The sequence below is a fragment of the Methylobacterium sp. CM6246 genome, from assembly GCF_054818005.1.
On sequence record NZ_JBTXKY010000001.1, the window covers coordinates 1,111,826 to 1,125,408 of the forward strand.

The following is a 13,583-nucleotide window of genomic DNA, read 5'->3' on the forward strand; positions in this document are numbered from 1 at the left end:
GCTGGAAGCAAATTTCTATAGCTTGCTGCCTACTTTAGACAGGAACTTCCCCGGGAGCGGACGATCCAATCAGGTCACTGGCAAGCAGGACAGAAGGGCAATAGGCTCACTTGAGACCACCCTGTCCGTATGAGCCGTCGCATGACCCAGGACGAGGAAGAGGGTGCGGATTGGCGCTCGGAAGCCACTAGGGCTCCCGACGAGCCAACGATTAAGATCGCAGAGGCACTGGCACGTGAGCCGGGTCGTGGTCATTCTGCAGAGAGCCCCACCGATATCCCACCTGCCGGATGGAAGGATGTTCTTCAGCGGGTGTTTTGGGCGATCCCTAGGGACAGGGTGCTGTCCACCGCTGGTGGCGTCGCCTTCTTCAGCCTTTTGTCAACGTTCCCTGGCATTGCCACGGTCGTCTCGCTCTACAGCCTGTTTGCGGATCCAAGCGTCATTGGAGAGCACCTCAGCCTGCTGAGAGGCGTGCTACCAGATGGTGTTCTCAATCTGATTTCGGACCAGCTTCAACACGTGGCCAAGCAGGGAGCAGGGACCCTGGGCACAGCCTCACTGCTGAGTTTCCTGATCGCCTTTTGGAGTGCGAACTCAGGTGTAGCCGCCCTCTTTGATGCCCTGAACGTCATCTACAGGGAGAGAGAGAAGCGCACCCTGGTACAGGTCTATTTGACGACGTTGCTTTTTACGATCACCGGAGCCCTTGTAACCGTTGCGACGATCGCCGTGGTCGTAGGACTGCCCATCTTTCTAGGCCGAATCGGGATGGGCGAGCGGACGGATACGTTGCTACGGTTCATACGCTGGCCAGTTCTCGTCATTCTCGTGAGCGCCGGCCTCTCACTGGTTTACCGATACGGTCCGAGCCGGCGGGAAGCCAAATGGAGATGGGTGAGCTGGGGAAGCTCTGCCGCTGCCTTAGGATGGGTTGGCACTTCAGTCGTGTTCACCCTATATGTAGCGACCTTTGACAGCTACAATCGAATCTATGGTAGTTTAGGTGCCGGAATTGGATTCATGACGTGGATCTGGCTCTCGATTGTGATCGTCCTGCTCGGTGCAGAACTGAACTCCGAGATGGAACGACAGACAGCAAGAGACAGCACGATTGGAAGACCGAAACCCCTGGGGTCTCGAAAGGCTTTTGCCGCCGATACGGTTGGACATCCGTAAGCCGGCAGCCGGAGTGCAGGAGCAAATAGCAATACCGTCGAGCCTCATGATCGACGAAGCGGATTGAGGCTCCAAGCCGGACAGCATTGGACCATTTATCAAAACAGATTTGAGCTACCCGACTTGGTTGGTCTATGCAGCCTTTCATGTCTCCTCATAGTCAGTAGCAGGTCAACGTGGACCATCGGAAGTGGTTCAGCGCCCAAGCTAGCATACGTTGTTCTAATGCTCGCTGCGAAGGCCAAACGTGTTCCCTCGGACAGAGCGGAGGTAAGAGAGATCCCTGACTGCTGCATGGCTCGTTCCCCATTCGTTCCTGCCGTTGGATGGGAGAAAATGGTTAACGAATGATTAATGACCAGATTGACTCGATTGACCGTTAGGCCCTGTATGAACCCGGGCGGTACGTCGGTCGTATGACTAAAATGGTCGGACACAGAACCGGCGAGCTAATTGGTGATACGCACCGAAGCAAGGGCGGCACTGAATAGTTGCTGCATTGCCTGATTGATATCGCCGTTTGTCGCAACCGGAAAATAGAGCCCGTCAGTCGCGCAGCTTTTGAGCATCGGACCGATATTGTTTTCAAATGGCTTCACGTTTTGGTTATAGAAGTCATCGCTATACAACGGAAGATACTGTGTGTAAATAATCCCGATTTTAATGTTGCTATTTTTCATTGTCTGACAGGTAGACGGACTGATGGCGCTGATAAAGCGATTGCTATTGATTTTATATCCGGAACTCTGATTGCTCATCGTTCCGTCAATTGGGGTGTCTTGAACCCCATCAGTGACGAAGAACAAGAAGCGTATAGGAGTAGCGGCGGTAACGCCGTTGCCACTTGCAGGAATCTGACTCGTCATTTTGGAAATCGCACGCTCGTAGGCTGTTTGACTATCCCTCTGATCTTGATATGAATATGCCAAATCAATCTGGCTGGAGGCGGACTTCACTAGATCCAGAGATGGGGTCAGTGACATAAGCTTTGTTTGGAAGTCGCTAAAAGTCCACATCTCCATTCTGAACTGCTGAGTTAAGTTCATGCTGGACTTCGCGGAGTCTACTAAGTTAGAAACAGCATCACGTAGCACTTGTATTCTAAGCTTGACGTTGTTTCTTTTTGCAATATTGTAATTGTCGTTATTGTTTTCAGTTCCGTTGCTATTCAACAGATGGCATGCAAAAGCGCAGCCATTAGCGACTCTTTGCATGTTCGATATATCGGCTGCTGTGGCGGCAAGGCCCATAGAAGGCGAATTATCCAGAAGTAAGTAAAAATCGATATATTGCGCAACATTACGAACACTTCCGGACTGACCAGAGATGTTCATGGTCACGACATTCATCATACTACCTAATGTCGTTTTTACCGTCGCTGTATAATTTGCGGTGATACCAACCTGAGTTGCGCCCGGCAGCGGCGTTGGAGTAAATGAAGTTATTGTCACACCCGGCAGCTTGGCCGCATCCGCCATAAATTGAGTTCTTGCACTAGTTAACATGTCGCTCGTGAGCGTGTTTGTCTTTTGCGTTATGACGCCTAAAACAGCAGAGTCGACTGCGGCGTCAAGTTGAGCTTTCGCAGCGTTACGGCGTCCATAATCTATCGCTGCACCTGCTGCGAAAAGCATGGGCATACTGAGCAACGCAAAAAGGATTGCTATCTGACCGCTTTGATCCTGCTTGAAGTTGCGAAAAAAGTTGTCTTGAAGCAAATTGAATGCCCAGACAATAGATCGCCTAGGACGAGTTAATAAGTCGGACACTTAGAGCCTCCTGGCATGACCACTTCGCCCTTATCGAGACGTTGCGCCCATGAGATTTGCCGACTAAAAACAAGGCCCCTCGAGCCAAAAATCATTTGGTATAGTTTGGAGCCGATAATTGGGACGTAGGCTACAGTCACTTCAGCTAGAACATACCGAGCACCGTCATATTGAAATGTGGCTGGAGTATTTGGCAGTCCGCTGTTACCATTGATTGTGAGAACAGGGCGAGAATTTAGAGGGTAACTCGAGCAAACTCCACCAAACAGCGCACCGGATATCTTTTCGACGCCCATCGAATGAATGGCAATTTGCAAATTGATAGTCGGATAGGGGCGCATAATCGGACCAGCAGCGTTTACTATGGCATCCATGTCAGCTGTGCTGGGATTGCCGTTGGTGGCACGACCCGAAAGGTCTGCAATGGTTCGTGCATAGAGCGTGGTCTTGCGGCCAGTATCGATAGCGCGCACGAGTTCAATCAAGCCAAAATACAGCGTTATTAGCAGCGGAAGTATTAGAGCGAACTCTAAGGCTGCTACGCCGCCTTTGTCTTTTTCAAGTCGATGAATCTGATCTGCGATGATATTCATGGCGAGATAGTTCAAGAGCTAGATGAGCAGGCAGCGTTCGAGTTGAACGGCTCAACCTGGAAGACGGTGGCTGCTTGTAGGAGGCGACGACGATTCGGTAAGGTGGCGTAGGCTGCTCCGAGCAGTGGGAAATAGACAGGCACGTCTACTGCTGCTTGGACCACGATCACGTCGCTTGCTCGTGCACAGCTGTATGATGGGAAACTTGCGTTCCAGTCCGAGATACCAGTCTTAGGATTGGTCGAGGTTGCTTGCACCGGCGTTGCTGAACCAAAGCTCGCAGCCTTCGTGATGCTGATACGGACGTTAGAGCACGGGAACACCGTGATGCGTGCTCGACCTCCCGGGTAGCACATGGCGGTCCGGAAGTTGTTGAGCAGGGTCGTTGAGTCCGTGACGTTGGCGTTCGCCGTTTGAAACTGGCCTGTGTAAATCTGACGTCCAGCATCGACTACGGCTTGCTGAAGGATGCCCTGAGCAAAGTAGGTCACACCAGCCTCAAGAATCGCTCCTGAGAGAGCCAAAAAGGGAACGGCCACGAGGGCGAACTCGACCGCCGAGGATCCACCCCGGTTACGGGATAGCTCACGGGAAGCCCTACCAAACGGGTCTAGAACAGACCGAAGGGTGGTCAGTGCCACCCCATTGCCTATCCGTGTCGTGAGCCGGAGCCGTTTCCACATTCTGTGCACGTCATGTGAATTTCGATCCCCTCACCGGGAATCGCTTTTTCTAACGGCACCACATTGGCGGAATATGTATTGCTAATTGGTTGCTATTAATGCCAACGTTGTCTTTCTAGGAGGAAAAAACAGCGAAAAAATAGACGTTGAAATAAGTACCTACGCCTAAATAAGCGGTTTCTTTGGGTATTTATCAATGATTCACCTTACGCCACGTTCAGCCTCCATAGACGCTTGCGCCCACTGGGTAGGCTGTCTGAAGGCGCAAGGTGCTTTCACCACCCTCCCCACACGTTTCTCGAAGCGTCAGTTAGCGCTCAGGCTTGCGAGATGATGCGGACCATCGACGGATTGCGATAGCAGGCCGTCCACTTTCCAAGCCGCACCGAGCAGTTCGACAGCGAAACCGCCCACGGCCGGTTTGCCTTTCTGCTCCACGGAGCCATGGCGGAGTATTTCCTCGACCTCAACCGAGAGAGAACGATGGAAGGGCGCAAGGCGGCCCTTGCTCGTGGTCGTAAGGGAGGACGACCCAAGAAACTGTCCGCAGAGGACATCGAGGTCGGTCCGGCTTTACATTAGGCTGAGACAATAAGCATCGCTGAAATGGCCAAGCAGCTCGGCGTCAACCGAGACACGTTTTACATCTACTTCCGACGTGCTCGGACTAACAGCCACACTAGCAAATGACTAATGAACAACATATAGCAATCGAGTTATTTATATACCTGTGAGAAATTATCGACTTGCCGCACATTTCGATGCGGCGTTACGAACAAAATCGAGGCATCCTCTGCGCAAGGCCGAGTCCTGAATGTTGCAAAATGCATCGATAATTTCTGAAAGTTCAGTCATGGTAGAGATAATCAATCTCTCATGCGCTGAGCCGCCTCCAGGCAGAAATGCATCTTCAGACATCTCAAGCGTCCGTGCTATCAACTGAAATTTACTTCGACTGTCATACTCAGACATCAAAAATCTCCATATTTCTTGATGTAGATTAGATTTCTACGAATACGGTCCAAAAGAGAAGATTTCTCTTACAGCTCAATGGCCGGAGAAATGCAACTGTGGCAGCCGTCACCGAACCGCATTCGGTGATGCTGCACGACTCAGATAAAAAGGACGACTGAAACTATTCGTCCACCGAGCGAGTTCCTAGGTTGAACTCAAGGGTAGGGGGATAAATGAATTCATTATTAAGCGTAGAGCCAGCTCTAACAGCCGCTGGGTTTGTTGGTATCTGGAGCACCAACGTCACAGCCGGACGATCTTTGCTCGACGAAGGAGCGGCCGCTCTTTTGGCCGGAAATCCAAGCCTCGCCGGTGAACAGCTTCCTATGGAAGTTGCTCTTGGACGGATTCACGCTGACGACAAAGGGTGGGTGTTCGAACGCATCCGTCGTGTGAGGCAGACGGGAGGCTCGTTCTCGGCTGAGTTCAGAGTGGTGACCGAGAGGGGGGTTCGTTGGGTTCTAAACCGTGGAACTCTATTGCCGGATGAGTCCGGGAGGATGCAGGGCCAAGGTGCCTACATCGATACCACTGACGCCCACTCGGACGTTTTCATCTCGGCCAACTCACTCAACCAGGTGGTTGAAGATCCGCTGAACGCTGCTGCTGACCGCTGCCTTGAGATGCACTCGACCCTGAAGCGGGGTGATTACCCCGATCTCCGTCGTCTTACAGAGATGCTCTTGGTTGGATTTGGACGATCGCTAGCACTGCGTCGCTCCTGATGGTCGAACTCAAGATCCATCGGGGACCTCTCCCTGCCGGGCCACGACCGAGTTGATGAAATCGAGGCAGATGCGCCGGTCACTCGGATCTCTGATGCGATCGAACGACTCCAGAAGCTCTCGGATCTCCAGGACCTTGGATGGCAAGCCTTCATCGGTATAAAAGGCAGCTGGCTCCGTTCCAAGAGCATCAGCAATGCTTTTGAGGATACGGCTATTTTCGAAATCATTTCTACTCATCAGGATGCTCCACGTCGCACCGAAGATTGCAGAGCATCAATTCAGAATTGTTTCCGCTGCTTTTCCAGAGCGAGCGATGCCGATAGCGATATGGCTCAGGCCGCTGAAAAGCAAATTTTTTAGAACACCATCCTTGTAGATCTTGTTCAGTCGGTATGCTTTGAGCATAGCGTCTGAAATTTCCTCCAACGTTTGATCAATCGACGCATCTGCTTCAAGTGTTTGATTGCTTGTCGCAAGAAACTTTCGAACTTGCAGAAGAATTGTAGCTTGGCGACCCAGGGCTTTGAGAGCCTCGACTTGGTCGTAGGTGAGACCGTGAGGATGTGGTTTGGTATCAAGAACACAGAGCGTGCCTATGCCGTATGTTGAATCAAGGCGAAGAGGTACCCCAGCATAAAACCGCAACGATCGGGCTCCAGTAACAAGCGTATTATCTGAAGTTCGGACATCTTTAGTCAAATCGTTGATAATCAGTATGTTTTCTTCGTCGATGGTATGAGCACAAACAGATTGCTCTACCGGCGTTTCCAGCACATCGTTTCCAACGGCTGACTTAAACCACTGTCTGTCATCGGAGACTAAAGTTACGTTTGCGACTGGAGTGCCGCATATCAAGCGGGCTATGGCAGCTAAATCATCGTATGACTGCTCTGGCTTAGTATCGAGTATATTCAACGAGCTGAGTTCTTCGAGTCGATGTGGGTCTAGAATGATAGACCATGGAATTCCAGCCATATCGGGTCACGTTCCTCAATCAGTCGGGGAGCTTTGCGGCCCCTGTGACCAAACTTCTGGTTGAGAACAAGGCGATCCTGATGCAGGTGTAAATCGGTAGCGATTGCCGTCGCTGATGAAGAGAGCGAACTGCACACAGCTGACTTGCCAGGACGCTGATCCGGCTAGCTTGGCCGAAGGAACCTTCAATCAGTGAACCGTCCTGCCAATCCGTTCGCCTCGGCTTGGGTTTGTACTGGTCCGCAGACGGACGCCCAACCAGCCGGAACTTCGTAACGATCGTACCTAATCCGTCGCTTTCACGACTTGCATGTTCGATTTCCACCCAAAAAGAAACTCTAAGTTTCAGTATACGCAACCTGAGAGAGATAATCGTACTTGCCGGGGAAAGCCTTCCTTCTCCAAAGCACGAGAAGACAATGAGAAATTTCGTGCAGAGCGATCAGCCGCCTCCATAAAGAGATCGCTGAACCCGGCCCACCAAGCGTGAGGCTTGAGAGTTCCTTCTTGTCGGGCTGAAGGTAGCTTCAAGATCCGCCAGCGATCGTCGCCTACCGGGCTACGACCGTCTCAAACTTGGCAGTAAGCAGCTGCAAATCGGCATTTCTGGCTGGTCTGAACTGAGCAGGTCCAACGATGAAACGTTGCCCCGTAACCGGAGCCGGTTCGGAAGCACGGATCCTGGGTGACGAAAGCGGCGTAAAATCGTGAAGAAGAAAGAGATCTTCATCTTTCGAAGCTTTCAGAGGCAGAAATTCGTCCGGATATTCCACTCGAGTAGAAAATTCTCCACCTGGGGGAGAATTTCGACGATTTCTCGGCGGAAGAGCCTTCCTTATATGAAGAAAAGAAGAAGCAAAGAAACTAACCCGTATCACGAAACGCCCGGCGAACGTCTGTCGACTAGGTAATATTCAAGCATAAAGCATAAGAATGATTTTTGTCGAAGATTACATCTTTAGACGACAGATACTCACGCAATATCTCTGACGATTTTTTTTACTCATCCACATCAAGGCTGAGAACGGCAAGAAGTTCCCTCTACCGAGGGATCGTGCAGACTCATGAGCTTAGGAGATTTACATTGAAAAACCAGATTACCGACGAATTTGATTTCATCGACGGCGAAGATTACGTGAACGATGATCGCATGTTGGGCCTTAAATGGGACGTTGACCCATCACTATTGGAAAAACTCAACCTAACCAACGATAAGTATGGGGTCATGCGATCGATCATCGCAGAATTAATCGTAGCCTCCGAAACTGATCAAGCAATAGCTTACTCAAGACGAAGAACATTCTATAAGGATAGAAGACGATATCACGGCCGTGGCTTTACATATGCAAGAATTCGGAAAGCAATAGATATTCTTGCAAAATCTGACTATGTCATCAATTGGATTGCTCCGGCTCGTCGACCAACAAAAGGTCGTAAGGGCACTCAGTCAACGATCTATGGAATGCCAAAGCTGATCGACGCCTGCCAGGGCTTCATAGTCACACCTATTCAACACGAGTGTATCTGGCAGCGTTACATTGATGGAAACTGGATAGATTATACCGAAACCGAATTTACTTCTGAGATGCGATATGAAATTCAATCCATCAATGATGTAATGGGTAAGATCCAATACGATGTTGCTATGGACGGAGTTCGCAAAACAAGAAATCATATTATTATTCCTCATAAAAATAAGAAAGATCGAAAAGATGTAGAACTGGCTATACCTTACGGTAAACCTCAGCTTCGACGTGTATTTTGCCGTTCATCTTTTGACTGTGGCGGAAGACTTTATGGATCTTGGCAGAACCTAACAAAAGAAGCTAGAAAATGCTTGACCATCAATGGTGAACCGACAGCGGAGCCGGACTTCCCATCTCTACATCCGAAAATTGCTTACGCTTATGTAGGAGAATTTTTCGACAAAGATTACGACATCTATCAGGAAAGAGGGTTTCTCGATAAGGCAGAATACAAGCTTGCCTTACTAATAGGTATGAATGCTCGTAGCCCACAAGCGGCTATACATGCAATCAGGAAGAAACTGAAGTGCACAGTTCAAGCAGCTACGATTATCTACGACGAAGTTATTGACCGAAACTCTGCTATTAGAAAATTTATAGCGGCAGACAAAGGAGTTGAGTTTCAGAAAATAGATAGCGAACTAGCATTATACGTAATCAAGGCCTGTCAAAGGAGCAGTATCCCATGTCTTCCTGTGCACGACTCTTTTATTGTGCCAGAAAGATTTGAGGAAAAAACAAAGGAGTACATGAAAGAAGCATGGTCCAATTTCATTCAGAAGGAGCAACTCCGGAACATTTATAGCCGTTACAAATTCCCTCAAAAAGGTCCCACAGAGTAAAGGAGAGTACCGAAGAGATCACTGGCCGAGCCGTCCTCAACGGTCTCGGTCCCGTATCTTCTCTATCTGTCCTATTTGCATCTTTCTTACAATCCCTAATACAACCCCTTTCACAGATATAGACAACTAGCATGGCCTATCATACTATCGATATGTAATTACCCAGGGGGTATCCGGCGACTGCGGCTCGCATCGTGCGGGCGTTCCCCTCTTGCAGAGTTTGGATTTCGCTGATTCCTTCGTGGGATGGGGCGCAGCGATCTTGAGCGGTTGAGCCGCGAGGAGCTGATTGAGCTGGTGCTGCGGCTGCAGCGTCCGGACAAGACCTCGCGCACGTCCTCGAAGCCACCGTCGACCGACCGTAAGGAGCGCCGCGAGCAGTCCAAGCCCGGCGGGGCCAAGCCCGGGCACGAAGGCCACAGCCGCGTGATGAGCGAGGATCCCGACGCGGTCGTCGAGCATCGTCCCGACCGCTGCGCGTGCTGCAGTGGCGCCCTGCACGAGGATCTTTGCGCCGAGGTCGTCAGCGTCTCCGAGCGGATCGAGCTGCCGGCGGTGATGCCGGTCGTCACCCAGCATCGACGGCTGGCCGTGCAGTGCCCGACCTGCGGGGCGCGCGTGGTCGCGCCGGTTCCGGAGGCAGAGCGTGGCACCCCGTTCGGCCCGCGGCTGCATGCGGTGGCGACCTATCTCAAGACGTTTCAGGCGCTGTCCTACGAACGGCTCCAGGCGGCCTTGTCGGATCTGTTCGGTCTGACGCTCAGCCAGGGCGGGCTGATGAACCTGCTCCAGCGCGCGCAGGGCCGCTTCCGCTCCGGTCGCGAGAAGGCCGTGTCGACCCTACGCCGGGCCGCGGTGGTCGCGTCGGACGAGACCGGCGTGCGGATCGAGGGCAGCAACGCCTTCCATTGGGTGTTCCACGTGGCCGACGCGGTGGTGCACACGGCCTCGCCGACGCGCGGCGCTGTCGTAGTGCGGGAGATGATGGACGGCCACCGGCCCGCGGTGTGGATCTCGGATCGCTACACCGCCCAGCAAAGTCATGCCGCCGAACACCAGACCTGCCTCGCCCATCTCGCCCGCGACGTCGCCTACGTTGTCGAGGCGAGCGACGATCCGGTGCCCTGGCGCCTGCAGCTCTGGCTGCAATCCGTGTTCGCTGTGGCCGAGCGTGTCACCACCTTGGCCACCTCGACACTCGCCGCCAAGCGCCGGAGCCTGGATCGACAACTCGGGGCCATCCTCGCCACACCGAGCCGCTGCGACCTGACCCGCGATCTGCAGGCCAAGATCGGCCGGGCCCGCGGTCAGCTCCTGGTGTTCCTCGCCCACCCCGGCTCGGTCGAGCCGACCAACAACGGCTCGGAGAGGCTGCTGCGTCCCTCCGTCATCCAGCGCAAGATGACCAACGGCTACCGCGCGATGTGGGCTGCCGAGGGCGAGGCCGACATCCGCACCGTCGTCGATACCGCCCGCCTCACCGGGACCAGCCCGTTCGCCACCATCCTCAAAACCGTCAGCGCCTAAATCACGCCGCCACAGGGGTGGGTAATTACATCGATATTCATTCAAATCAATCTACGAGTTTAAATAGTGTTAGAAGTAAAGAATTCATACTAAAATATGGCCCTTATGCAGGAAGATCAGCTCACTGGATTATTCTTAAAGATCCAGCATACGTAGATTGTTATTGCAAGGACGGTAACAAGTCATCTATATTGTATATAGAGTTTTGTCGATTAAAGAATATTATGGACAATAAGAGTTTTTGTAGAGAGTGTCGATGTGGCTCACAAGCCACCAGGTTTTCATTTCACTCCAGTCATTCAATTCCCCAATTTTGGTGTAATTCATGCAATCCAGCAAGGTCTGGAATTGCTGTTGGAAGCTTGAGCATTGGCTCAACCTACAATGACCTATGTAATTCATTTAAAGGTAAGCCGAGTATGATCCGAAGATTGTTGAAAAAGGCGATTAAGGAAATCAGAGAATCTAAGGGTTACCAGGGTAATCTTACAATGAAAAAAACATATGAGTTCTTTGAGGGCACTTCCGCTCAAATGAACTGAATGTCTTAGATATCTCTGTAACGACGGTTTGTCGAAGTGCGGTTTCCTTACCATCTGGTGCCGCACTTCCACATCCTGCCCTTTCAGCCAGTCTCTCAGCCAGCAAGTAGCACAATTGCTGTAGGTTGCGATCGATCCAGGGGCTAATCAACAGCAGTCACTATCTGGAATTTATCCAATATCTGTCGAATTTATTTTTGGCCTCCTTGGGAATTTCATCGAACGTATCTTAGCAGCCTGGCGGCTGAAATCTGACGTTTGATACCTGCATCAAGCGACCGTTCTGCCCTTCAGCAGAGGCTCGTGATGCCTGCAGCTAAGCCTTCGTGCCTGATTTGACGAAAAGCATGATTGTCGACGTCATTGGAGACGCAGCACGAAGTATACCCCACTGAACTACGTGTTGACTCAAGGTATCAGGTTGGCCCAACTATCCGGGTATTCCGGGATGGTGGAGGATTGCCGTGGCCCAACTTTCTGCGATTGGGTCGGCGTTTCGGGCTGTACGCCTTAAACAAATGACACAGCTTCAACTTGCTGAAGTAGCTGGGATCGGGGTTGCAGCAGTGCATAACCTGGAACAGGGGCGGGGCACGCTTACGAGTTTATGGGCGGCGTTGGGAGCACTTGAGTACGAAGTACGAGGCCGCAATTTGGTCGTAGGTCCCCTAGGTCGCTCCCTGACTGCTTTACGGAAGCGGCGTGGAGTGAGTCGGCGGGCACTGGCTTGCATGCTTGGAGTATCACGTACCACTTTGGCCAGCCTGGAAGCTGGCGGGCCAGGTCGTTTGGAAACTCTTGAGATGTATGGGGCTGCAGTCGGGGCTGGACTGTACCTTGCTCCGGTAGATGCGATGGTTGGGTTCTTCATTGCAGCCGGCAATAGCTCAGTCCATCACGGCTGGGAGACCCCGCCGGAGCTTGTGGCCGCTCTGGAAAGCGTCTTCGGTCGGTTTGACCTAGATCCATGTGCAGCCTCAACGGTCGCCAACAGGGCACGGGTGAAAGCTCGAATCCGGCTTACCATTCATGACAACGGCTTGGCCGTGCCTTGGCGAGGGCGAGTGTTCGTGAACCCACCCTACGGGCGTCAGATTGGCTCCTGGATTGCCAAGTGTGCCGAGGAGGGAGCCAGCAACGCAGTGGTGGTCGGCCTGGTGCCTGCTCGTACCGATACCCGTTGGTGGCACCGGCATATTGCCGGGGCAGCTGACGTGTTCATGCTGCGGGGACGGTTGAAGTTTGGGGACGGGACAATGCCGGCACCGTTTCCATCAGCTGTGGTAGTGTGGGGAGCAAGTGCGATGCAGGTGGCTGAGCTGGGTACCGCCCTGTTAGGGGCGTGGCACGTTCCTGCAGCAAAAAACATACCCGGGTGATTGCTGCAGCTAAGCGTGACAGTAGTCCGAGGAACGTCAACGTCCTCGATGAACGACCGTGTTTCGGTTAGGGGCAGGGGTTCAATGTGTTTCGGTGGGAACTCGTTTGCTTTCGTGATTTTGCTAAGAAAATCAGAGAGCTAGTTCGGTTTCTACCAAGGGGGCTCCGTTTCAAAGCCGAGCTACGGTGGGGCTTCCCGGAGGATGCCATGATAGAGACATGTCGACGGGGCAATCAAGCGTCAGATCATCAATCAGGTTTCGTCAGTGGGCAAATCGGCTCTTTCCGTCAGCGCCATTCTGGCTGTTGTCGCAGTGGTTCTGACCAGCGTATGGGTCGGTTACGGTCCCCGTTCCCAATCTGGTGGAGAAAAGCAGGCTGCTACCGTTGTCCCGCTCTCTAAGCAGCAGCGAACGACGGATTCGAGTGGCCAGCCCATTCGCATCATCACTACTGGGCCATCCTCTAGCTCCGCTCAGCGCATCGCCCCTACGTCACTTAGCAGAGAGCCGTCAGGATCGGCTTCCTCAGCTGCAACCCCAGCTGTGCAATCACCCTCTACGGAAACGGTGAGTCCATCTGCATCGGCGGATATCCGATCACCCGCCAAATCGCCTGAGAATACATCGACTACTGGCTTAAGCGCCGGCACGACAACAAACGGTCCTGTCGATCAGTCTGTTGCCACAGCTAGCTGCGTCAATCTCAACTCGGCTTCTGTGGAGCAATTGAACGCCCTTGGGGCGGGAATGATCGGAAAGCGGATCATTGAGTTTCGCCCATACCTCTCAGTTGACGAACTTCTTGCTCGACGTGTTCTTAAGC

The 13,583-nt window shown here is 52.3% G+C and carries 10 protein-coding genes and 1 pseudogene; 6 read left to right on the plus strand and 5 right to left on the minus strand.

Annotated elements, in window-relative coordinates; translation table 11 throughout:
• Window positions 1-141 precede the first annotated feature (141 nt).
• Window positions 142-1,179 (plus strand): YihY/virulence factor BrkB family protein, encoded by a 1,038-nt coding sequence (locus tag ACYQPG_RS05660; protein WP_461230473.1) that lies wholly within the window; start codon window positions 142-144, stop codon window positions 1,177-1,179.
• Window positions 1,180-1,628: 449 nt separating this feature from the next.
• On the opposite strand, the gene ACYQPG_RS05665 is transcribed toward ACYQPG_RS05660, so the two are convergent.
• Genes ACYQPG_RS05665 through ACYQPG_RS05675 form a run of 3 tightly spaced genes read right to left on the minus strand, consistent with a single transcriptional unit; the run spans window position 1,629 to window position 4,182 of the window.
• Entirely contained in the window at window positions 1,629-2,948 is a 1,320-nt protein-coding gene (locus ACYQPG_RS05665; protein ID WP_461230474.1) for a TadE/TadG family type IV pilus assembly protein, read from the minus strand.
• Entirely contained in the window at window positions 2,933-3,541 is a 609-nt protein-coding gene (locus ACYQPG_RS05670; RefSeq protein ID WP_461230475.1) for a TadE/TadG family type IV pilus assembly protein, read from the minus strand. Before ACYQPG_RS05670 ends, ACYQPG_RS05665 begins: the two co-directional genes overlap by 16 nt.
• 11 nt (window positions 3,542-3,552) lie before the next feature.
• Window positions 3,553-4,182 carry a TadE/TadG family type IV pilus assembly protein gene (locus tag ACYQPG_RS05675; RefSeq protein ID WP_419828914.1) on the minus strand — a complete coding sequence of 210 codons (630 nt, stop codon included), beginning with the start codon at window positions 4,180-4,182 and terminating at the stop codon, window positions 3,553-3,555.
• 369 nt (window positions 4,183-4,551) lie between these two features.
• Between ACYQPG_RS05675 and ACYQPG_RS05680 the strand changes: the two are divergent.
• Together ACYQPG_RS05680 and ACYQPG_RS05685 are read left to right on the plus strand one after the other, a co-directional pair.
• A pseudogene (locus tag ACYQPG_RS05680) lies at window positions 4,552-4,914 on the plus strand (recombinase family protein); the annotation flags it as partial.
• A 650-nt stretch (window positions 4,915-5,564) separates the two neighbouring features.
• Window positions 5,565-5,963 (plus strand): PAS domain-containing protein, encoded by a 399-nt coding sequence (locus ACYQPG_RS05685; protein ID WP_461232422.1) that lies wholly within the window; start codon window positions 5,565-5,567, stop codon window positions 5,961-5,963.
• 9 nt (window positions 5,964-5,972) lie between these two features.
• On the opposite strand, the gene ACYQPG_RS05690 is transcribed toward ACYQPG_RS05685, so the two are convergent.
• On the minus strand, window positions 5,973-6,203 hold the full coding sequence (locus tag ACYQPG_RS05690; protein ID WP_461230476.1) for a hypothetical protein: 231 nt from the start codon (window positions 6,201-6,203) through the stop codon (window positions 5,973-5,975).
• Between the two features lie 36 nt (window positions 6,204-6,239).
• Complete coding sequence (locus ACYQPG_RS05695; RefSeq protein ID WP_461230477.1) at window positions 6,240-6,941, minus strand: GAF domain-containing protein; 702 nt, start codon at window positions 6,939-6,941, stop codon at window positions 6,240-6,242.
• A 1,084-nt stretch (window positions 6,942-8,025) separates the two neighbouring features.
• Between ACYQPG_RS05695 and ACYQPG_RS05700 the strand changes: the two genes are divergently transcribed.
• The 3 genes from ACYQPG_RS05700 (at window position 8,026) to ACYQPG_RS05710 (ending at window position 12,757) form a co-directional block, all read left to right on the plus strand.
• A complete protein-coding gene (locus tag ACYQPG_RS05700; protein WP_461230478.1) occupies window positions 8,026-9,309 on the plus strand; it encodes a hypothetical protein in 1,284 nt (427 codons plus the stop codon).
• Between the two features lie 246 nt (window positions 9,310-9,555).
• Window positions 9,556-10,836 (plus strand): IS66 family transposase, encoded by a 1,281-nt coding sequence (gene tnpC / locus ACYQPG_RS05705; protein ID WP_461230479.1) that lies wholly within the window; start codon window positions 9,556-9,558, stop codon window positions 10,834-10,836.
• Window positions 10,837-11,896: 1,060 nt separating this feature from the next.
• On the plus strand, window positions 11,897-12,757 hold the full coding sequence (locus ACYQPG_RS05710) for a DNA N-6-adenine-methyltransferase (RefSeq protein ID WP_461232423.1): 861 nt from the start codon (window positions 11,897-11,899) through the stop codon (window positions 12,755-12,757).
• The last annotated feature ends 826 nt before the right edge of the window (window positions 12,758-13,583 follow it).